Source organism: Paracoccus onchidii (genome assembly GCF_028294535.1).
GTDB classification, from domain to species: domain Bacteria; phylum Pseudomonadota; class Alphaproteobacteria; order Rhodobacterales; family Rhodobacteraceae; genus Paracoccus; species Paracoccus onchidii.
Genome location: NZ_JAQBIE010000008.1, coordinates 51,146 through 71,698, shown reverse-complemented (window position 1 = coordinate 71,698; position 20,553 = coordinate 51,146). Strand labels below are relative to the sequence as shown.

Sequence of the window (20,553 nt, the reverse complement as noted above, 5' to 3'; positions counted from 1 at the left end):
CCCGAGGGGCGGCGTTTTCCGCAACTGCGGCAAGGCTCAGGACCGGCCCTTCCAGGGCACCAGCCAGTTTTCTGCCTTGCGCATCAGGATATCGATGCCAAAGCCGATCAGGCCGATCAGCACGATACCCATGATGACAATGTCGGTGGCCTGAAACTTGGACGCCGCGACGATCATCTTGCCCGCACCCTTTTCCGCCGCCACCAGCTCGGCTGCGACCACGGTGCCCCAGCACACGCCCATTGCAACCCGCGCGCCGGTAAAGATTTCGGGCAGCGAGTTCGGCACGATCACATGACGCAACACCTGCCATTTCGACGCACCCAGCGAATAGGCCGCGTGAACCTTGGTGATATTCACCCCCGAAACCCCGGCCCTGGCCGAAATGATCATCACCCACAGCGCCGCCAGGAACAGCAACACGATCTTGCCGTTCTCGCCGATCCCGAACCAGATGATGACCAGCGGGATCAATGCCAGAGGCGGCACCGGACGCATGAACTCCACGATCGGATCAAACCAGCCGCGCGCCCAGCCAGACAGGCCCATTGCATATCCCAGCGGAATCCCGATCAGCGACCCCAGCACGAAACCTGCAATCACGCGCCAAAGTGACCAGCCGACATGTTCGGCAAGCGCAACGTTCTGATACCCGTCCTTCGCAATCTCGAACAACCGGGCAACAACAGCTTCGGGCGATGGCATCCAGATCGGCTCCATCTGCAAGCCCTTGTCCGGCGAAAAATTGAGCGAACCCTTGGCCGTCATCGTCACCGATCCATCCGGCACCGCGACCGTCTGACCCGGCGCAATGGGGGTGCCTTCGACTGCGGTGATCCGGGCGCCTTCGCCATCATTGCGCTGCGCACTGATCAGCACCGAACGCCAGGCAGCAACCGTTGCGCTGTCATTGGCCGCAAAACCGGATGATGGTGCGGGTTCCGGTTCACTGACCTCGGCCCCGTTTTCATGCACAATCACCGTGACCGTCGCGTCAGCCGTGGCGCCATCAGGGGCGGTCGCGGTATAGGTAAAGGATGTCGCGCCCGTATACGGGCCGGGCACATGCAACGGCACCAGACGGGATCCGGTGAACGCACCCCAGACAAGAAACACGACCACCACAGAAATGACAGATGCCCACCGGTCGGGCCGGACGGCGCTTTCATCACCAAACGTCACGGTCTTGAGCGAGGTGAAATCAGTGCTTCTGGCCATCGATGCCCGCACCAGCGACACAGCCATGAATGCCCCGGTAAACAGGGCCGCATAGACGGCAAGTATGATCAGACCCGTCATCTCAGTTCTCTGCCCCGCTCATGATTTCTTCTTCCATCTCCCAGATCATTCCCAGAATCTCGTTCTTGGTCGCGCCAAAGGCAGGGTCTTCCTTGATTGATCGCAAATCCGCACCAACCGCGTGATCGGCGAATGGCAGGCGGTATTCCTTGTGAATGCGGCCCGGACGGGGGGCCATCACCAGCAGGCGCTCACCCAACAACAGGGCTTCGTCGACCGAGTGGGTGATCAGGATGATGGTCTTGCCCGTCTCTTTCCACAGCTTCAGCACAAGGCCCTGCATCTTTTCGCGCGTCAGCGCGTCAAGCGCGCCAAGCGGCTCGTCCATCAAGATCACATCCGGGTCATTGGCTAGGCATCGGGCCAACGCAACGCGCTGCTGCATGCCGCCGGACAGTTCGTAGACTGCCTTTGACTTGAAGGCCCCCAGTCCCACGGTATCCAGCAGGTTTTCAACTATGGTGTTGCGATCGGTTTCGTTCATGCCCTTCATGCGTGGACCGAATTCGACGTTCTTGCGAACATTCATCCATTCAAACAACGCCCCCTTCTGAAACACCATGCCGCGTTCGGGGCCTGGTCCTGACACCGGGGTTCCGTCCAGCGTGACCTGCCCCGCAGTGGGGGCCAGGAAACCGGCCAGAATGTTGAGCAAGGTCGATTTGCCGCAGCCCGAAGGCCCCAGCACGGACAGCAATTCGCCCTTGCCGATATCAAGCGATACATCCTCCAGTGCCTGCACATGCCCACCCTTGGGCAGATCAAATCGCATGGACAGGTTGTCGATGCTGAGAAAAGCCATGAACCGTTTCCCTGATTGCTGGATTTCATGAAACAGGCCGGGCGCTGCGCACGGCCTGTCGATTCGGGATCACTGGGCCGCGGCCAGGGGGCCGGTGTTCACCGCCGCCTCATAGCTGTCCAGCGCCTTGCCGATGCTGCCGGCCTCGACGAACACATCGGCGACCCCTTTCATGAAGCTTTGCGCGTTGCCGCCAAGCCATTTGGGCGACAGCTGTTCTTCGACGGGCAGGAACGCGAACGTGCTGATCGATGCCTCTGCCGCATCAACCGGCATTCCCGATTCAGCGGCGATCTTGGCCAGCATCTCGGGCGAATGTTCGGCGTTCCATTCGGCATTCACCGCCGCGGTCACTGCAAGAAAATCGGAAACAAGCTCTTCGTTCTCGACCACGAAATCGGCAGGTGCGGACGTAACATCGAAGACCAGGATGCCCAGTTCTTCCTTTTCCGCACCGGTCAGCAGAACATTTCCATGTTCCTTCATCCGCGCCAGACCTCCGCCATAACCGCAAGCGAAATCAACCTCGCCCTGCGCCAGGGCAGCCGCGCCATCCGTCGGTGCCATGTCGACAATGGTCAACGAGGCGGGGTCCACCTTGAAATGCGCCATTTGGCGCAGGAACCCGTAATGCGCCGCGGTTCCCATCGGCACGGCGACCTTCTTGCCGGCCAACTCCCCGGCGCTGTCCTTGTCGATTTCCAGCGCGGTGGCGACGACACAATTGTCATTCTCGGAATAGCTGACCGCGACATCCAGCACCTGCAAGGCCTGCCCTGCGGATGCCGCGACCACGAAGGGCGGCACCCCTTGCGAGATCGAAATCTGCACATCACCGGACGCCATCGCCGCCGACATTGCCGTGCCGGTTTCAAAGGCGACCCAGTTGACCTTCATGCCAAGCGCCGCGTCATAGGCCCCGTCAGCCTTGGCCGCCAGAAACGGCATCGGCCATTCAAGAAAATACCCGACCGTAAGGTCCTGTGCGACCGCCATACCTGCGGTCAGGGCCATGGCGCTTGCGGATATCATCGTGGCGAATTTTCTCATCTTCGGTCTCCTGAACGGATCTGTGGCGGCCTGGGGCCGCGATGCTTTTCCCTGTTGTCAGTCTGAATGCCGGTTTCGGGCATCCCATGAACAGATGAAGAAAGATCGCGAAAGCTGGCTCAATACGGCGATGAAGCTGGACCTATCTGTTGGAATGTTCTGGCCCTACACCTGCCGCAAGTTTGGGCACAATGTCAGGCCAGACGCGCAGTCGCAAAACCCTTTGCCGCCGTGCGATTCCCTTTGCCCCGATGGAGAACGACCGTGAATCACCTCACCCCCGTCAATGATTTCGATGACATCATCAGCGCAGATCGCAGCCATGTCTGGCATCACCTGACCCAGCACAAAGCTCATGAAACAGCCGATCCGCGCATCATGGTCGAAGGCAAGGGAATGCGGGTGTGGGACGCGACCGGGCGCGAATATCTTGACGCGGTGTCCGGAGGCGTCTGGACCGTCAATGTCGGATATGGCCGCGCCAGTATCGGGCAGGCGATCAACGATCAGGTCACCAAGCTGAACTTCTTTGCGCAGAATGCCGGATCGGTTCCCGGGGCGGTCTTTGCACAGAAGCTTATCGAGCGCATGCCCGGCATGAGCCGCGTCTATTATGTCAATTCCGGCTCCGAAGCGAACGAAAAAGCCTTCAAGATGGTGCGTCAGATCGCGCAGAAGCGCTATGGCGGAAAGAAGCACAAGATCCTGTATCGCGAACGCGACTATCACGGCTCGACCATTTCGACGATCTCGGCGGGCGGGCAATATGAACGCAACGCGCATTACGGCCCCTATACTCCAGGCTTCGTGCAGGTGCCCCATTGCCTTGAATATCGCGCCCAGTGGGATGTCGAGGACTATGGCCGCGCGGCAGCCGATGCCATCGAAGAGGTGATCCTGCGCGAAGGTCCCGAAACCGTCGGCGCCCTGTGCCTTGAAACCGTCACCGCGGGTGGCGGCGTCATCACGCCGCCCAAAGGCTATTGGCAACGGGTGCAGGAAATCTGCCGGAAACACGACATCCTGCTGCATCTGGATGAAGTCGTTTGCGGCATTGGCCGGACGGGGAAATGGTTCGGCTATCAGCACTATGGCATCCAGCCCGATCTGGTCACGATGGCCAAGGGGGTCGCGTCGGGCTATGCGGCCATTGCCTGCCTGGTCACGACCGAAGCCGTGTTCGAGATGTTCAAGGATGACGCATCCGATCCGCTTGGTTTCTTTCGCGATATCTCGACCTATGGCGGTTGCACCGCCGGCCCGGCCGCCGCATTGGAAAACATGCGCATCATCGAAGAAGAAGGGCTTCTTGAAAACACGCAGGCCATGGGTGCGCGCCTGATGGAAAACCTTCACACCCTGAAGGATCGTCACGACGCCGTGGGCGATGTCCGGGGGCTGGGCCTGTTCTGCGGCGCCGAGCTGGTCAGCGACCGCGACAGCAAGGAACCCGCCCCCGAGGCCAAGGTGCAGGCGGTCATTGCCGAATGCATGGCACAAGGCGTGATCATCGGCGCAACAGCCAGGGCAATCACCGGTTACAACAACACGCTGTGCCTTGCGCCCGCGCTGATTGCAACGGCCCAGGACATTGATGCCATCACCGATGCGATCGACATCGCCCTGACGCGGGTATTCGGCTGATCCGTGCAGATTGCGCCGGGGGTTCAGACCGCCTAATCTGGTGGCTGAACCTTCGGCGCAACAGGTCGGCAATTGGCGATACCTCCGGAAATCTTTCTGTTGCCCGCAAAAAGCGATGCAACATTGCAGCAGCAGATCCAGCAGATCGTCGCCGAGGCAATTGTCTCGGGGCGCTGCGCGCCGGGCGAGAAGATGCCCTCGTCCAGACGGCTGGCGCAGCATTTGGGTGTTTCGCGCATTACCGTCACGTTGGGCTATACCGAACTGGTCGCCAATGAATACCTGGTGTCGCGCGACAGGTCAGGATATTTCGTGGCCGACACCGCACCGACCCGCCCCGTCTTCGCCGATCAGACCGTCATCGACAGCGGCGGTGTCGATTGGAACAGCAAACTGGCACGCCCGTCACGCCTGCGCGAAGACATCCTGCGCCCGCCCAACTGGCAGGATTACAAATATCCGTTCATCTACGGCCAATCCGACCCCGATCTCTTCGATCACGGCAACTGGCGCAACTGCGCCCTTCGCGCCGTCGGTCGGCGCGACTTTGACAGCCTGGCGCAAGACCACTATCAGAATGACGATCCCATGCTGGTCGAATTCATCCTGCGCCATATCCTGCCCCGGCGCGGGATCCGGGCCAATCCCGATGAAATCCTGATAACGCTGGGGGCGCAGAACGCGCTCTGGATGATTGCCCAGCTCTTGCTGTCCGAAGGACAGAAGGCGATCGTCGAGAACCCCTGTTTTCCGGGCCTGCGCAAGATATTCGACCAGATGCGCTATGTCGCGGCATCAGTGGATGTGGACAGCGACGGCCTTGCGCCAGATTCGATCCCGCCCGATGCGGATGTGGTTTTCACAACGCCCAGCCACCACGCCCCGACCAATGTGACCATGCCCCTGACCAGACGCCTGCAAATGCTGGAACGGGCGCTGCAGGACGATTTCCTGATCGTCGAGGATGACTACGAATTCGAAATGTCTTTCCTGCATTCCCCGGCGCCGGCCCTGAAATCGATGGATCAGGCGGGATCGGTGATCTACCTGGGATCGTTTTCCAAATCCATCTTTCCGGGGCTGCGCCTTGGATACGTCGTTGGTGCACCTGCGCTGATCCGCGAGATGCGCCAGCTGCGCAGCGTCGTGCTGCGCCACCCGCCCAGCCACATCCAGCGGACCACGGCCTATTTCCTGTCGCTTGGCCACTATGACAGCCAACTGGCCCGCATGGCGCGGATCTATGGCAAGCGCCGCGCCATCATGGAGGGATGCATTCGCGAATTCGGGCTGGAACCCGCCGGGCGCGAGATGCATGGCGGATCATCATTCTGGATGAAGGCCCCCGAGGGAATCGACACCACACGCCTGGCATTGGACCTGCGACGCGAAAGCGTTCTGATCGAGCCGGGAAACGCGTTTTTTGCCCGCCGTGCGCCGGACAGGTCGCATTACCGGATCGCTTATTCATCGATCAATGCCGGCGCGATCCGCGACGGCATGGCGTTGCTTGCCGACGCGATCCGCACTGCGCCGCGCGGCTGACCCGGCGTCAGCCGTCCTGCGCCCCGGCAGTTTCCAGGCGGTCCAGCAACGCGACCTCGGCTTCGCTCAGGACGATACCGTCACGGACCGATGCCTTGCGTGCCGCAAACCGGCGCTGTGACGGCAGGCGCGCACCCTGACCGACGATCGCATCAATCAATGCATCCGCGCGGGCAAACGGATCGCCGGGCCGTCCTGCCGAGAACCTTTCGGGCGAGAACGCCAGAATAAGCTCGCCGTGATGGGGCAAGATCGAAGTCGTGCCCAGATAGGCAAGCGCCTCGTCACTGGTCAGGTCGCCAATCATTGCCCCCGCCAGCAATTCGATCATCGTGGAAATCGCCGAGCCCTTATGCGCACCAAAGGGCAGCATTGCCCCGGCCAGCGCCGCTTCCGGATCGGTGGTCGGGTTTCCTTCGACATCCACCGCCCAGCCTTCCGGCAATGGCTTGCCGGCCTGGCGATGCAGCTCGATTTCGCCGCGCGCGACAACCGAGGTCGCAAAGTCGAACACATAGGGCGGATTGTCGGGCCTTGGCCAGCCGAAGGCAAAGGGATTGGTGCCCAGCAATGCCGCATTCCCACCCGACGGTGCCACCGAAGAATAGCTGGGGCACATGGCCATCGCGGCCAGTCCGGCATCGGTCAGCACCTCTATTTCCGGCCAAAGGGCCGAAAAATGCGTGCAATTATTGATCACCAGCGCGGCAACGCCCAGTGTTTTCGCGCGTTCGACCAGAACCGGCGCGCCCAATTCGAATGCCGCCGGTGAAAATCCGCCATCGGCATCAACCCGGATCACCCCGCCGCCATCATCCGCCAAGGCAGGCTGCGCCAATGGCTGGACCTTGCCGGCCCGCAGCGTGCGCAGGCACCCATCCACGCGATAGACCCCGTGGGATTTGCAGCCATCCCGTTCACCGGCGGTAATGACCCTGGCGACAGGTTGGGCCTGTTGTGGCGACAGGCCGGCATTCAGGAAAATCCGGGCCACTTTCTGGTGCAGCGTATCGATAGAGAACGACGTTTGGGGCATGGGTTGCTCCGATCACAAAGCTTTGGTTGCGAGAATAATATACTACATGTATGCACGATCAAGACATCCACTACACTCCTCTTTCAAACGGAGACCATCGATGACATTCACCCCTCATGGCAAGCACCTGATCGCAGGCGAATGGGTTGAAACCACCGAAAAATTCGCATCCGCCCCCGCCAACGGTGCCGCATATCGTTTCTGTGCCGGTTCGATCGATCTGATCGACCGCGCCTGCAGCGCCGCCGAGGACGCCTTTTGGGATTACGGTTATCGCAGTCGTCAGGATCGCGCGACGTTCCTTGACTGCATCGCTGATGAAATCGACGCCCGCGCCGAGGCCATTACCCAGATCGGCAGTCAGGAAAGCGGCCTGCCAGAAGCCCGGCTAGAGGGCGAGCGCGGGCGGACCACCGCGCAGTTGCGCATGTTCGCCGAACATATCCGCAAGGGCGACTATCTTGACCACCGTCATGATCCTGCATTGCCAGATCGCCAACCGATGCCGCGCCCCGACCTGCATATGATCCAGCGCCCGATCGGGCCGGTTGCGGTCTTTGGCGCGTCGAATTTCCCGCTGGCCTTTTCGACGGCCGGGGGCGATACGGCTGCGGCGCTGGCTGCCGGATGCCCCGTCGTCGTCAAGGGGCATGACGCCCACCCCGGCACTGGTGAAATCGTGGCCGAGGCCATTCACGCCGCAATCGCCAAATGTGACATGCCCGCCGGGGTGTTTTCGTTTGTTCAGGGCGGAAATCGAAAAGTGGGCCAGGCATTGGTGCAGCATCCGTTGATCAAGGCCGTCGGCTTTACAGGCAGCCTTGCAGGTGGCCGCGCCTTGTTCAACCTGTGCGCCGCCCGCCCCGAACCGATACCGTTTTTCGGTGAACTGGGCAGCGTCAATCCGATGTTCATCCTGCCCGATGCAGCCAGCGCACGCGGCACCCAGATCGGCACCGGCTGGGCCGCCAGCCTGACGATGAGCGCAGGGCAATTCTGCACGAATCCGGGCATCGCCATCGTGGAAAAAGGCGCGGCTGGCGATGCCTTTGTCGCGGCCACTACCGAAGCCCTGAGCAAGGTCGCACCCCAGCTGATGCTGACCGACGCGATCGCCAATGCCTATCATTCTGGCAACGCCGCCTTGAAGACACGCGATTCTGTTCGTGCCGTGCTGACGACTGATGGTTCGGATCGCAGGGCCAGCCCGAACCTGTATGAGACCGATGCAAACAGCTTCCTGCGCGACCGCAGCCTTGGCGAAGAGGTATTCGGCCCGCTTGGCCTGATTGTTCGAGTCGATGGCATCGACCAGATGGAAGCTCTGGCCAGGGGGCTGGACGGTCAGCTGACCGCGACACTCCACATGGATGATGGCGATGCCGCCGATGCCCGCCGCCTTCTGCCGGTTCTGGAACGCCGGGCCGGACGGGTCTTGGCCAACGGCTTTCCCACCGGGGTCGAGGTCGCCGATGCCATGGTGCATGGCGGCCCCTATCCCGCCAGCACGAATTTCGGCGCGACATCGGTGGGAACATTGTCGATCCGGCGATTCCTGCGCCCGGTCTGCTATCAGAATATTCCCCGGAATATCCTGCCACAAGACTGCGCCTGACCGAATTGCGGGCATCGCGACCTGCGATGCCCGAAGCTTGTGATTGGGGCAATGCAGACGAGATTTTTGCATACAACAAGTATTTAATGTTTGCTTTTCGATCTCGCAGGGCAGATAAAAAACGCAGAATCGGTCTTGTCACCAAGCCGATCCACAACAGGGAGACTTAAAAATGAAAACCTCCGCTCTCACGCTTGCCGCATGTGCGGCCACCGCCCTGACCGGCCCGGCCTTTGCCGACAAGTTGGACGACATTATCGGTTCGGGCACGCTGCGCTGCGCCGTGGTGCTGGATTTCCCGCCGATGGGTTCGCGCGATTCCGACAACAACCCACAAGGTTTCGATGTCGATTACTGCAACGATCTGGCCGAAGCCCTTGGCGTCGAGGCAGAGATCGTCGAAACAACCTTTCCCGAACGGATTCCCGCACTTGTTTCCGGTCAGGTCGATATTGCCGTCGCCTCGACCTCGGACACGCTCGAACGCGCCAAGACGGTCGGGTTCACCATCCCTTACTACGCGTTCGAAAACGCCGTCGTCGCGAATGACGGCGTCGAGATTTCCGACTGGGAAGGCATGAAGGGCAAGACCGTCGGCGCCACCGCCGGCACCTATGAGGCGATCTGGCTTCAGGAAAAGATCGAGGAATGGGGCGAAGGTGAGTTCCGTCCGTATCAGAACCAGGCCGATGTGTTTCTGGCGCTGTCTCAGGGGCAGCTGGACGTGACCGTCTCGACGGTCGAGGTCGCGGAAGCCAATGTCGCCTCGGGCAATTTCGAAGGGATCAAGATCGTCGACAAGGCGCCAATGGTGCCCGACTATGTGGGCCTGATCACGCTGCGCGAGGAACAGGGCCTGCTGAACTATATGAACCTGTTCATCAACCAGCAGGTTCGCACCGGCCGCTATGCTGAACTGTATGCGAAATGGGTTGGAGAAGGCACGCCCGCCGATCTGACCATTCCGGGGGTCTATCGCTAAGGCATCCGCCTGACGGGGCGGCGCGGCTTGCATCGCGCCGCCACCATATCCGACATACGAGGCGGACATGTTCAATTACAGATTCCAGTGGCGGCAGGCATGGGCGCGCCTGCCCGAAATGCTGGATGGCGCCATCATCACCATGCAGGTGGCGGTGCTGTCGATGGTCATCGGCATTCTTCTGGCCATCGCCCTGACGGTATTTCGCAGGTCCGGCAGCCGTGTTCTGTCGGGCATCGCGACAACCTGGGTGGAAATCGCGCGCAACACGCCCGCCCTGTTCCAGATTTACATGGCCCATTTCGGGCTGGCCGGATTGGGGCTTCACCTCAGCCCCTATGCGTCCCTGCTGCTGGGCATCACCTTCAACAACGCCGGCTACCTGGCCGAGAATTTCCGAGGTGCGCTCAAGGCGATTCCGGATACGCAAACACGTGCAGGCCGATCGCTTGGTCTTTCGGACATCCAGGCGTTCCGCCATATCGTGCTGCCGCAGATGATCCGGATTTCCTTTCCCACCATCACCAACCAGATGGTCTGGGCCGTGCTGATGACATCGCTTGGGGTCACGGTCGGGATGAATCTGGACCTTTACGGTGTGACGCAGGATCTGAACGCATTGACGTTCCGAACCTTTGAACTGTTCGCGATGGCGGCTGTCATCTTTTATGTGATCGTCAAGATCATCCAGGCCGGAGCCTGGCTGATCTCGCGGCGCCTGTTCCGCTATTAAGGGGGCCAAGGATGCTTGATACAGCCTTGAGCGCAAATGATTTCCTGTTCCTCGCAAAAGGCGCGGGCATGACGATCTTTGTGACAATCCTGTCCGTGTTCTTCGGCACCATTCTGGGGATCATCTTCGGGGTGATCCGCTACCAGCTGGGACCATATTGGTCGGCGCCGCTGATGATCGTTCTGGATGTGTTCCGTTCGATCCCGCTGCTTATTCAACTGGTTCTGACCTATGCATTTCTTGGAACGGTCCTTAGATTGGGCCTGTCGGGCCTGACGGTCGCCTGCATTGTCCTGACCATGTATACCTCGGCCTATTGCGCCGAAATCGTCCGGGGCGGAATCGAAGCAGTACCGATGACGCTGCGCCGTGCGTCGCGATCGCTCGGGATGACCTGGGCACAGGACATGCGCAACATCGTGCTGCCACTGGCGACGCGGGTGGCATTGCCAAGCTGGATCGGTCTGGCCCTTGGCGTCATGAAGGATTCCGCGCTGGTCTATGTGGTGCAAGTAACCGAATTGCTGAAATCGACGCAGATTCTGATCACGCGCCTGCAGGAACCCCTGCTGTTGCTGATGATCTGTGGCGCTTTCTATTTCCTCATCAGTTTCCCCGTCGCGCGTTTCGGCGGCTATCTGGAAAAACGGTGGTCCAATGATTGAGATCGAAAACGTCCGCAAATCCTTTGGCACGCTCGAGGTGCTGAAAGGAATCGACCTGACCGTCAACAAGGGCGAAGTTCTGACCGTTATCGGCGGTTCCGGATCGGGAAAATCGACCTTGCTGACCTGCATAAACGGGCTTGAGCCGATCAATGCGGGCAAGATCGTGGTTGACGGAACAGAGGTTCACGCAAAATCCACCGACCTGAACAGACTGCGCCAAAAGATCGGCATCGTCTTTCAGCAATGGAACGCGTTCCCTCATCTGACGGTGCAGGAAAATGTCATGCTGGCGCCGCGCAAGGTCAAGGGAATGCCCAAGGCCCAGGCCGCGGAAATCGCCTCGAAGCAACTGAAACATGTCGGGCTGGGCGACAAGCTGGATGTCTATCCGGGTCGGCTGTCGGGCGGACAGCAACAGCGCATGGCGATTGCGCGTGCGCTGGCGATGTCGCCCGATTACATGCTGTTTGACGAGGTGACCTCGGCGCTGGACCCGCAGCTTGTGGGCGAGGTTCTGGATACGTTGCGCCTGCTGGCCTCTGAGGGGATGACAATGATCTGCGTCACGCATGAAATGAAATTCGCGCGCGAGGTTTCTGATCGCGTTGCGTTTTTTCATCAGGGAGTGATGGCGGAAATCGCGCCTCCGGCGGATCTGTTCGGAAACCCCAAAGACCCAGAACTGCAAAAGTTCCTGGCCGCAACGCATTGAGGGCCTGATGCAATCGCATCCCGATGTGATCGTGATCGGCGCTGGTGTCGTCGGTCTTTCGGCTGCCATCGCCCTGCAGGCACGCGGCCTCAGGGTCTGTGTGCTTGATCGGGAAGGACCGGCGGCGGGGGCCTCTGCCGGGAATGCCGGGGCCTTCGCCTTTACCGACATCCTGCCGCTGGCCTCGCCCGGAATCCTGAAGAAGGCCCCGAAATGGCTTTTGGACCCGCTGGGGCCGCTGTCGGTCCCGCCCGCCTATGCCCTGAAGATCGCGCCGTGGATGTATCGCTTCTGGCGCGCCTGTTCACCCCGGCAGGTGGCGCAATCGACGCAGGCACAGACCGCGATGATGGATCTGTCCCGGGCCGAGCTTGAGCCGTTCCTTGGCGCCACGGGCACGCTGGACATGCTGCGCAAGGATGGCAATCTGCAGGTCTATGAATCCGAGGCCGAGTTTCAGGCGTCACTGCCCGGATGGCAGGCCCGCGCGGATCACGGCATCGAATTCCAACATGTCGATGCGGCGGGCATCGCCGCGCTTCAGCCCGGTCTGGCGCCACGCTTTGTCAAGGGAACCTTCACGCCCGGCTGGTTTTCGATCGCGGATCCAAAGCTTTATACTCTGGCGCTTGCCGAGCATCTACGAAATTCCGGCGGAGAGATATCGCGCCATGCCGTCACCTCGTTGCGGGCGCTGGATGGAGGCATCGAGATCGACGGGCAGTTTCGTGCGGCGCATGTGGTCATTGCAGCGGGCGCACATTCCCACCGCATCGCCGCGTCGCTGAACGAAGCGATCCCGCTCGAAACCGAGCGCGGCTATAACACCACCCTTCCCGCCGATGCGCTGGATCTGCGCACCCAGATCACCTTTGGCGGGCACGGTTTCGTGGTGTCGCGCCTGTCCAGCGGCATCCGCGTCGGAGGTGCAGTCGAACTGGGTGGGCTGGACTTGCCTGCGAATTTCAAACGCGCCGAGGCGATGCTGGCCAAGGCCAAAAACTTCCTGCCCGATCTGGACGTCACCGGCGGCCGGCAATGGATGGGCTTTCGACCGTCCCTGCCCGACAGCCTGCCGGTGATCGGCCCGGCCCGGGCCAGTTCGCGCGTCATCTATGCCTTCGGTCACGGTCATCTTGGCCTGACACAATCCGCAGGCACCGCCCGGCTTGTCGCTGATCTGGTCACCGGACAGAAAGCCGCGATCGACCTTGCCCCCTTCTCGTCCCAAAGGTTCTGACTCATGACGACCCATACATTTTCCTGCATCGACGGGCATACCTGCGGCAATCCCGTGCGCCTTGTGTCGGGCGGCGGGCCGCGTCTGGACGGCGCCACCATGCTGGAGAAACGCGCCCACTTCCTGCGCGAGTTCGACTGGATCCGCACCGGCCTGATGTTCGAACCGCGCGGTCATGACATGATGTCGGGGTCGATCCTGTATCCGCCGACCCGCCCCGATTGCGACGTCGCGGTGCTGTTCATCGAAACGTCGGGCTGCCTGCCGATGTGCGGACATGGGACGATCGGCACGATCACCATGGGGATCGAGAACGGCCTGATCCAGCCGCGCGAACCGGGAAAACTGTCGATCGACACGCCGGCGGGCAAGGTCGACATCACCTATCGCCAGGAAGGCCGCTATGTCGAGGAAGTTCGCCTGACCAATGTGCCCGGCTTCCTCTACGCCGAAGGGCTCAGCGCCGAAGTCGAGGGTCTGGGCGAGATCATCGTCGATGTGGCTTATGGCGGCAATTTCTATGCCATCGTCGAAACACAGAAGAACTTTCGCGACATGGCCGATCACAGCGCCGGAGAATTGGTCAACTGGTCACCCAAACTGCGTGCCGCGCTGAACGAGAAATACGAATTCATCCACCCGGAACACCCAGAAATCAACGGCCTGTCACATATCCTCTGGACCGGCGAGCCGACGGTTCAGGGGGCACATGCGCGCAACGCGGTCTTCTATGGTGACAAGGCCATCGATCGCAGCCCCTGCGGCACCGGCACCTCGGCACGCATGGCGCAGCTGGCCGCCAAGGGCAGATTGAAGCCGGGCGACGAATTCTGGCATGAATCGATCATCGGCTCGATTTTCAAGGGCAGGATCGAAGCCGCCACCACCGTCGCGGACCGTTCGGCAATCATCCCGTCCGTCGCGGGCTGGGCGCGCATGACAGGTTACAACACCATCTTCATCGATGAACGCGACCCCTTTGCACATGGCTTCGTGGTCAAATGAGCGGCGCGGTCAGGATTCTTCCGGGCGTGGCACAGGGGCCGGTTCTGGCGCTGAGCGAGGGCATCAGTTTCTGGGGCGGCGTCGATCCGTCGACGGCCCGCATCATCGACGCGCATCACCCCGCCTATGGCGCTGATATGACCGGCAAGATCGTGATGATGCCGACCAGCCGCGGATCCTGTTCCGGCTCGGGCGTCATTCTTGAAATGCTGCTGAACGGCAATGGTCCCGCCGCACTGATTTTTTCCGAAGCCGAAGATGTTGCAACGCTTGGGGCGCTGATTGGCGGGCAGATGTTTGGAAAGACCCTGCCCGTGCTGCGGTTTGGGCCGGACAGCTTCGCCCGATGCCGCGGCAGCACCGATCTATCAATCGAACAGGACGTCATCACCGGCGACGGGTTCGAATTGCCCATTTCCGAACTGCCTGCCCCGGACCCGCAGCTGAGCGACACCGATCTGGCGGCGCTGAACGGGGATCATGGCCCGGCCGCCGCCATAGCGATGCGGATCATTCAACGAATTGCGCGACTACAGGGCGCCGAACGCCTGACCGACATCTCGCACGGCCATATCGATGGCTGTATCCTGGCCAATCAGGCCAATCTGATCTTTGCCGAAAAAATGGACCAGTTGGGCGCACGCGTGCGCGTTCCGACCACGATCAATGCCATTTCGGTGGATCGCCGGAACTGGCAGGAACAAGGGGTGCCGCCACTGTTCGGGGATCAGGCCTCTCGCCTGGCCGACGCCTATGTGCGCATGGGATGCAAACCCAGCTTTACCTGCGCCCCCTACCTGCTGGATGATCGTCCGGCTTTGGCGCAGGATATCGCTTGGGCGGAATCGAATGCCGTCATCTATGCCAATTCCGTTCTGGGTGCGCGCACACCCAAACATCCCGACTATCTGGATCTGTGCATTGCCGTTACCGGGCGCGCGCCACTTGCCGGCGTCTATACGGAGGACGCCCGCCGGCCCGCAAGCGTGCTGATCTTCGATCCGCCTGCTGATGCAGATGAATCGATCTGGCCCCTGATCGGCTATGTCGCAGGGCAAAAATCCCCTGACCGGGTTCCGCTGCTATGCGGGTTAGAGCGGCTGAACCCGTCGCGCGATGACCTCAAGGCGCTGTGCGCGGCCTTTGGCACGACTTCGGCCGCGCCGATGTTGCATGTTGCCGGGGTCACACCCGAAGCAGAACTGCCAATTCACGCTGACGCAAGGCACCTGCATGTCGCGAATACCGATCTGGCCAGGGCATGGGGGGATCTGAACCGCGGCGAAGAACAGATCGACCTGATCGGGATCGGTAGCCCGCATTCCTCGGCCGCCGAATGCCGACGGCTGCTGGACCTGCTGGGCGGCAGGGAAACCAGTGTTCCCATCATCATCACGGCAGGTCGCCAGATCATTGCCGAGCTGGAAGAAGACGGCACACTGGCTGCGCTGACCAATGCCGGCGTGCAGGTCTTTCCCGATCTGTGCTGGTGTTCGATCACCGAGCCATTGCTGCCGGTCGATGCCCGCACCCTCATGACCAATTCAGGAAAATTCGCGCATTACGGTCCGGGCCTGTTCAAGCGCGCCTTGCGTTTCGGCAGCCTTGGCGATTGCGCCAGCGCCGCGATACACGGCACCGCATCGTTGCGCCCGCCTGCCTGGCTTGCGCCCGAAAATGCCTGACATCCATTTCCCGCGTGATCGACAAAGGAGGTTCCCTTGCGTAGCAGTCAGACGATCCATGTAATTTCCGCCCATGCGGAGGGCGAGGTTGGCGACGTGATCGTCGGGGGTGTTTTGCCGCCACCGGGGGACAGCATATGGGAACAGTCACGCTGGATCGCCAGGGATGGCAGGCTGCGCAATTTTGTCCTGAACGAACCGCGCGGCGGCGTGTTCCGGCATGTCAACCTGCTGGTCCCGCCAAAACACCCCGAGGCCGACGCCGCCTTCATCATCATGGAGCCAGAGGACACGCCGCCAATGTCGGGGTCGAATTCCATCTGCGTCTCAACCGTGCTTCTGGATGGCGGGCTGATCGCGATGCAGGAACCGGAAACGCATCTGGTGCTAGAGGCGCCGGGGGGCCTGGTCAGGGTGCGGGCCGAATGCCGAGACGGCAAGGCGCAACGCATATTTGTGCAGAACCTGCCCAGCTTTGCCGGATCGCTTGATCAGACACTCGAAGTCGAAGGTATCGGCAGCCTGACTGTTGACACCGCCTTTGGCGGCGACAGTTTCGTGGTCGTTGATCCAAGGGCAATGGGCTTTGCGATGACCCCGGATGAAGCGCATGACATCGCCCGGTTGGGCGTGCGCATCACGAATGCCGCCAATGAACAGATGACTTTCCGTCACCCGACGCTGCCCGACTGGAAGCATTTCAGCTTTTGCCTGTTTGCGGGCGCGGTGCAGCAAGTGGACAGTGGCCTGCAGGTTGCCGCCGCCGTCGCCATTCAACCGGGCAAGGTCGACAGGTCCCCGACGGGCACCGCCCTTTCGGCGCGCATGGCGCTGCTGCATGCGCGCGGACAACTGCGACCCGGCGAACATGTCACGGCCGTGTCGCTGATCGGTTCAACCTTCGGCGGGCGGATCATGGACGTCACGATGGTCGGCGATCATCCGGCCATCATCCCCGAAATCTCGGGGCGCGGCTGGATCACGGGCACACATCAACACATGCTGGACCCCGACGATCCATGGCCACAGGGTTACCGTCTGAGCGACAGCTGGGGCGCACGTTGATCGCGTGTTTCGGATCGGAATTGATCTGCGCCGATTCAGCGCTTAATCAAGCCGCTGATTGGAGACATCGCTTATGACCAAATCCGCTACCACGAGCACACCCGAACGCAAGCGCGGCCAGGGCGTCAAGTTCGTCTATGAAATTCTGCGGGATGACATTCTGAACCTGGCCCTGCCGCCCGGCAGTCCGATCGACGAGATCCAGCTTGCCGAGCGTCTGTCCATGTCACGCACTCCGATCCGCGAGGCGTTGGTCCGTCTGGCTGGCGAAGGGTTGGTGACGACTCTGCCCAATCGTTCGACCGTGGTATCCAACATCGACTTTCTGAACATGCATCAGTTCTTCGATGCACTGACATTGATGTATCGGGTCACGACACGCCTGGCCGCAGAATACCGGTCCGATGCGGATCTCGCAAAGATACGTAAACTGCAAGCCGCTTTCGGGCAGGCAGTCGATGATCAGGACGCGCTGGCGATGATTTCCTGTAATCGGGAATTTCACGCGGCCATCGCAAAGGCCGGGCGCAACCCCTATTACACCGGCCTGTTCTGCCGCCTTCTGGACGAGGGTCGCCGCGTCCTGCGGATCTATTATTCGTCTTTCGATGACCATCTGCCCCGGCGCTATGTCGATGAGCACGACGACATCATTGCCGCCATCGACGCACGCGACATCGAAGAGGCCGATCGTCTGGCGCGCCAACACGCCGATCAGATCGTCTTGCAGATTCAGCGCCTGATCGCCGAAGATCGTCGACAGCCGATTTCCCTGTAGTCATCGCCTAAGCTGCGTCCGTCATGGGCGCGCTTTTCAGGCAAATTTTATGTCGACAAATAAAATACAAACAGTATTATTTTAGTTGACCGATTGCGATTCGGTGGGCAAAACCCGGTCCACCGCCGCCCCTGACAGGAGATTTCCATGACCGCACAGATCTTTTCGGGCACGATCCCCGCACTGATGACACCCTGCAAGCCCGACCGCACGCCAGATTTCGACGCGTTGGTCCGCGAGGGGCAGATGCTGATCGAAGCCGGCATGTCGGCCGTGGTCTATTGCGGGTCGATGGGGGATTGGCCGTTGCTCACCGACGCTGAACGCATGGAAGGCGTCGCGCGTCTGGTCAAGGCGGGCATCCCCGTCATCGTCGGCACCGGCGCCGTAAATACCAAACTGGCCGTTGCCCATGCAAAGCACGCCCAGGAGGTCGGTGCACAGGGATTGATGGTGATCCCCCGCGTGTTGTCACGCGGCCCGTCGCTGACCGCGCAGCGTCATCATTTCAAGGCCATTCTCGCCGCTGCGCCTGACCTGCCTGCGGTGATCTACAACAGCCCCTATTACGGGTTCGCGACCCGCGCCGATCTGTTCTTTGCCCTGCGCGCCGAACATCCCAACCTGATCGGCTTCAAGGAATTTGGTGGCAAGGATGACATGAGCTATGCGGCCGAAACCATCACCAGCGCCGATGACGACGTGACGCTTATGGTGGGTGTCGATACCGGTGTGTATCACGGCTTTGTCAATTGCGGCGCAACCGGTGCCATCACGGGAATCGGCTGCGTGCTGCCAAAGGAAGTGCTGCATCTGGTCAGCCTGTGCAAGGCCGCGGCCGATGGTGACGCCAAGGCACGCGTTCGTGCCAAGGAACTGGAAGAGGCGCTGACGGTCCTTTCAACCTTCGACGAGGGGCCGGACCTGGTTCTTTATTTCAAGCATCTGATGGTGCTGAAAGGACATCCGGAATTCGAACTGCAGTTCAACGAAACCGATGCGCTGACCGAAAGCCAGCGTGGCTTTGCCGAAGCCCAGCTGACCTTGTTCGATCGCTGGTATGCGGCGTGGTCCCAACAGCCGGATGCCGATCACAGCCGCGCGGCCTAGACCGGAAGCGCCCCGAACAAGGACGCGTCGCAGGCGGGCTGCGGCGCGTCAGATCCTGATCCGCCACCGTGTGGGGGCTGATCAGGCCCGGCTTAGCCGTGATAGGCTTGGCTGACGGCAAAGCTGTCTTCGAACCAATGCCACAAGGTCACCTGACCATCGCGGACCTTGGCGCGCAGTGCAAAGGTGAACGGACCGGTTTCCTTGCCGGAATGCGTCAACGTGCCGTTCATCTTTCCAAAGACGGCAACCGTATCGCCCGAGGCGAAGGCATCGGTGTTTTCCCATTCGGTCGTCTGGAAATTGCTGCTGAAGGTGCCCAGAAACTCGAAGATGGCCTCCTTGCCGGTGGCGCCGCCGATCCAGGGCAAGGTTGCATCGCCCTCGTTGTGCCAAACCATGTCATCGGCCATCAGCGCCCCCATCTTGTCCATGTCGCCTGCACCCATGGCCCCCATGAAGGCCATGACGGTGTCCAGACTGCCCTGAGCGGTGTCGTCCATTTCCTGTGCTCCTGCATGTTGTCCAAGAATGATCGCCAGCGAGGTGCCAAGCGAGGTTTTCAAAAGGGTTCTGCGTTTCATGTCCGGCTCCTTGCCATCTGTGCGGCCCGCAACTTCATGGAAGACACCTATCGCCTCGCTTCTGTTCGGGGTATTCAGGGATTCCAGAAATGATCGTTCCGCCAGGCCGAACAATGCTAGAGCATCTCAGACATATGGCGGTATTTGTCCGCGTCGTTGACGAAGGATCTTTCCGCGCTGCGGCCCGCAGCCTGGGCCTGGCCCCGTCGCGGGTCAGCGAAACCGTATCGGATCTGGAAAGTTTCCTGGGAGTGACCCTGCTTTACCGCACCACACGCAAGATCGCATTGACGAATGAGGGCCGGGTTCTGCACAGCCGGGTCGCCGACATGCTGGACAGCACCGAGCGCGCGCTGAACGATCTGAACGCCCTTGCACAGGAACCCGCCGGCACCTTGCGGGTGTCGATGCCTGCTTTCATGTCGTCTTCTCCGCTATCCACGGCCATCGCCGAATTTGTTCGCCAACACCCGCAGGTCTCGATTTCGGTTGCCTTCACGGATCAGCGGATGGACCTGCTGAATGACGGGTTCGATGTGAATATACGGGTGGGCTGGCTGGACGACAGCTCGATGATGTCGCGAAAGCTGGGCAAGATAGACCGGGCATTGGTGGCCGGGACCGGCTATCTTGGCACACGCCCGATCCCGATGCATCCCCCAGAGATCGAGGGCTGGGACTGGATCAGATACAAACACCGCGCCGAAAGCACGACCCTGACGGGACCGGATGGCCGGACCGCGAAATTGACCGGACATGCGAGGCTGGAGGTCGATAGCATCGACGGGCTTTATCACTTTGCCAGCCAGAATCTTGGCATTGCGATCCTGCCCGAACATCTTGCTGCCCGCGGCGAGGCCGCAGGCAGCCTTGTTCGGCTGCTCCCGGAATGGCAGATGGCTCCGCTTGGCTATTTCGCGGTTTGGCCAGACCGATCGCGCCGTGAAAGCCTGACCTTGCTGTTCGTCCGCTTCCTGACGGAATGTCAGGCCTGACTTGC

At 60.9% G+C, this 20,553-nt stretch carries 19 protein-coding genes; 14 read left to right on the top strand and 5 right to left on the bottom strand.

Features of this window, described 5'->3' with window-relative positions; translation table 11 throughout:
- Positions 1-36: 36 nt before the first annotated feature.
- The 3 genes from PAF17_RS07320 to PAF17_RS07310 all read right to left on the bottom strand — a co-directional run bounded on the left by PAF17_RS07320 (position 37) and on the right by PAF17_RS07310 (position 3,151).
- Positions 37-1,290, bottom strand: a complete 1,254-nt coding sequence (locus PAF17_RS07320) for an ABC transporter permease (RefSeq protein WP_271888564.1) — start codon at positions 1,288-1,290, stop codon at positions 37-39.
- A 10-nt stretch (positions 1,291-1,300) separates the two neighbouring features.
- A complete protein-coding gene (locus PAF17_RS07315; protein ID WP_271888446.1) occupies positions 1,301-2,101 on the bottom strand; it encodes a taurine ABC transporter ATP-binding protein in 801 nt (266 codons plus the stop codon).
- A 69-nt stretch (positions 2,102-2,170) separates the two neighbouring features.
- Positions 2,171-3,151: a taurine ABC transporter substrate-binding protein gene (locus PAF17_RS07310; RefSeq protein ID WP_271888445.1), complete on the bottom strand. Its 981-nt coding sequence runs from the start codon at positions 3,149-3,151 to the stop codon at positions 2,171-2,173.
- Positions 3,152-3,415: 264 nt separating this feature from the next.
- Between PAF17_RS07310 and PAF17_RS07305 the strand changes: the two genes are divergently transcribed.
- Both PAF17_RS07305 and pdxR read left to right on the top strand, forming a co-directional pair.
- A complete protein-coding gene (locus PAF17_RS07305; RefSeq protein ID WP_271888444.1) occupies positions 3,416-4,795 on the top strand; it encodes an aminotransferase family protein in 1,380 nt (459 codons plus the stop codon).
- A gap of 99 nt (positions 4,796-4,894) precedes the next feature.
- Positions 4,895-6,340, top strand: coding sequence for a MocR-like pyridoxine biosynthesis transcription factor PdxR (gene pdxR, locus PAF17_RS07300; protein ID WP_271888443.1), 1,446 nt, complete (start codon positions 4,895-4,897; stop codon positions 6,338-6,340).
- A 7-nt stretch (positions 6,341-6,347) separates the two neighbouring features.
- On the opposite strand, the gene PAF17_RS07295 is transcribed toward pdxR, so the two are convergent.
- Complete coding sequence (locus tag PAF17_RS07295; RefSeq protein WP_271888442.1) at positions 6,348-7,376, bottom strand: Ldh family oxidoreductase; 1,029 nt, start codon at positions 7,374-7,376, stop codon at positions 6,348-6,350.
- Positions 7,377-7,476: 100 nt separating this feature from the next.
- On the opposite strand from PAF17_RS07295, the gene PAF17_RS07290 reads away from it, so the two are divergent.
- The 11 genes from PAF17_RS07290 (at position 7,477) to PAF17_RS07240 (ending at position 18,969) form a co-directional block, all read left to right on the top strand.
- Positions 7,477-8,991: an aldehyde dehydrogenase (NADP(+)) gene (locus PAF17_RS07290; protein WP_271888441.1), complete on the top strand. Its 1,515-nt coding sequence runs from the start codon at positions 7,477-7,479 to the stop codon at positions 8,989-8,991.
- A 172-nt stretch (positions 8,992-9,163) separates the two neighbouring features.
- Positions 9,164-9,973: a transporter substrate-binding domain-containing protein gene (locus tag PAF17_RS07285; protein ID WP_271888440.1), complete on the top strand. Its 810-nt coding sequence runs from the start codon at positions 9,164-9,166 to the stop codon at positions 9,971-9,973.
- A gap of 67 nt (positions 9,974-10,040) precedes the next feature.
- Entirely contained in the window at positions 10,041-10,706 is a 666-nt protein-coding gene (locus PAF17_RS07280) for an amino acid ABC transporter permease (RefSeq protein WP_271888439.1), read from the top strand.
- A gap of 11 nt (positions 10,707-10,717) precedes the next feature.
- Positions 10,718-11,371 (top strand): amino acid ABC transporter permease, encoded by a 654-nt coding sequence (locus PAF17_RS07275; RefSeq protein ID WP_271888438.1) that lies wholly within the window; start codon positions 10,718-10,720, stop codon positions 11,369-11,371.
- Positions 11,364-12,086, top strand: a complete 723-nt coding sequence (locus tag PAF17_RS07270; protein WP_271888437.1) for an amino acid ABC transporter ATP-binding protein — start codon at positions 11,364-11,366, stop codon at positions 12,084-12,086. Before PAF17_RS07275 ends, PAF17_RS07270 begins: the two co-directional genes overlap by 8 nt.
- Before the next feature lie 7 nt (positions 12,087-12,093).
- Positions 12,094-13,326, top strand: coding sequence for an NAD(P)/FAD-dependent oxidoreductase (locus PAF17_RS07265; RefSeq protein ID WP_271888436.1), 1,233 nt, complete (start codon positions 12,094-12,096; stop codon positions 13,324-13,326).
- Between the two features lie 3 nt (positions 13,327-13,329).
- The gene (locus PAF17_RS07260; protein ID WP_271888435.1) at positions 13,330-14,331 is read left to right on the top strand and encodes a 4-hydroxyproline epimerase; all 1,002 of its coding nucleotides are present in this window, start codon (positions 13,330-13,332) and stop codon (positions 14,329-14,331) included.
- Positions 14,332-14,357: 26 nt separating this feature from the next.
- Positions 14,358-16,016 (top strand): cis-3-hydroxy-L-proline dehydratase, encoded by a 1,659-nt coding sequence (lhpI, locus tag PAF17_RS07255; protein WP_334223660.1) that lies wholly within the window; start codon positions 14,358-14,360, stop codon positions 16,014-16,016.
- Between the two features lie 36 nt (positions 16,017-16,052).
- On the top strand, positions 16,053-17,081 hold the full coding sequence (locus tag PAF17_RS07250) for a trans-3-hydroxy-L-proline dehydratase (protein WP_271888433.1): 1,029 nt from the start codon (positions 16,053-16,055) through the stop codon (positions 17,079-17,081).
- A 73-nt stretch (positions 17,082-17,154) separates the two neighbouring features.
- Positions 17,155-17,859, top strand: coding sequence for a GntR family transcriptional regulator (locus PAF17_RS07245; RefSeq protein WP_271888432.1), 705 nt, complete (start codon positions 17,155-17,157; stop codon positions 17,857-17,859).
- A 147-nt stretch (positions 17,860-18,006) separates the two neighbouring features.
- Positions 18,007-18,969 carry a dihydrodipicolinate synthase family protein gene (locus PAF17_RS07240; RefSeq protein WP_271888431.1) on the top strand — a complete coding sequence of 321 codons (963 nt, stop codon included), beginning with the start codon at positions 18,007-18,009 and terminating at the stop codon, positions 18,967-18,969.
- A 92-nt stretch (positions 18,970-19,061) separates the two neighbouring features.
- On the opposite strand, the gene PAF17_RS07235 is transcribed toward PAF17_RS07240, so the two are convergent.
- A complete protein-coding gene (locus PAF17_RS07235) occupies positions 19,062-19,553 on the bottom strand; it encodes a nuclear transport factor 2 family protein (protein ID WP_271888430.1) in 492 nt (163 codons plus the stop codon).
- 89 nt (positions 19,554-19,642) lie between these two features.
- Between PAF17_RS07235 and PAF17_RS07230 the strand changes: the two genes are divergently transcribed.
- Positions 19,643-20,548: a LysR family transcriptional regulator gene (locus PAF17_RS07230; RefSeq protein ID WP_271888429.1), complete on the top strand. Its 906-nt coding sequence runs from the start codon at positions 19,643-19,645 to the stop codon at positions 20,546-20,548.
- The last annotated feature ends 5 nt before the right edge of the window (positions 20,549-20,553 follow it).

Excerpts from the sequence above, each read along its gene's own strand:
- PAF17_RS07310 (WP_271888445.1), bottom strand. The coding sequence starts at position 3,151 with ATGAGAAAATTCGCCACGATGATATCCGCAAGCGCCATGGCCCTGACC.
- PAF17_RS07245 (WP_271888432.1), top strand. The coding sequence starts at position 17,155 with ATGACCAAATCCGCTACCACGAGCACACCCGAACGCAAGCGCGGCCAG.
- PAF17_RS07295 (WP_271888442.1), bottom strand. The coding sequence starts at position 7,376 with ATGCCCCAAACGTCGTTCTCTATCGATACGCTGCACCAGAAAGTGGCC.
- PAF17_RS07275 (WP_271888438.1), top strand. The coding sequence starts at position 10,718 with ATGCTTGATACAGCCTTGAGCGCAAATGATTTCCTGTTCCTCGCAAAA.
- PAF17_RS07235 (WP_271888430.1), bottom strand. The coding sequence starts at position 19,553 with ATGAAACGCAGAACCCTTTTGAAAACCTCGCTTGGCACCTCGCTGGCG.
- PAF17_RS07290 (WP_271888441.1), top strand. The coding sequence starts at position 7,477 with ATGACATTCACCCCTCATGGCAAGCACCTGATCGCAGGCGAATGGGTT.
- PAF17_RS07260 (WP_271888435.1), top strand. The coding sequence starts at position 13,330 with ATGACGACCCATACATTTTCCTGCATCGACGGGCATACCTGCGGCAAT.
- PAF17_RS07230 (WP_271888429.1), top strand. The coding sequence starts at position 19,643 with ATGATCGTTCCGCCAGGCCGAACAATGCTAGAGCATCTCAGACATATG.
- PAF17_RS07315 (WP_271888446.1), bottom strand. The coding sequence starts at position 2,101 with ATGGCTTTTCTCAGCATCGACAACCTGTCCATGCGATTTGATCTGCCC.
- PAF17_RS07240 (WP_271888431.1), top strand. The coding sequence starts at position 18,007 with ATGACCGCACAGATCTTTTCGGGCACGATCCCCGCACTGATGACACCC.
- PAF17_RS07285 (WP_271888440.1), top strand. The coding sequence starts at position 9,164 with ATGAAAACCTCCGCTCTCACGCTTGCCGCATGTGCGGCCACCGCCCTG.
- PAF17_RS07265 (WP_271888436.1), top strand. The coding sequence starts at position 12,094 with ATGCAATCGCATCCCGATGTGATCGTGATCGGCGCTGGTGTCGTCGGT.
- PAF17_RS07270 (WP_271888437.1), top strand. The coding sequence starts at position 11,364 with ATGATTGAGATCGAAAACGTCCGCAAATCCTTTGGCACGCTCGAGGTG.
- PAF17_RS07280 (WP_271888439.1), top strand. The coding sequence starts at position 10,041 with ATGTTCAATTACAGATTCCAGTGGCGGCAGGCATGGGCGCGCCTGCCC.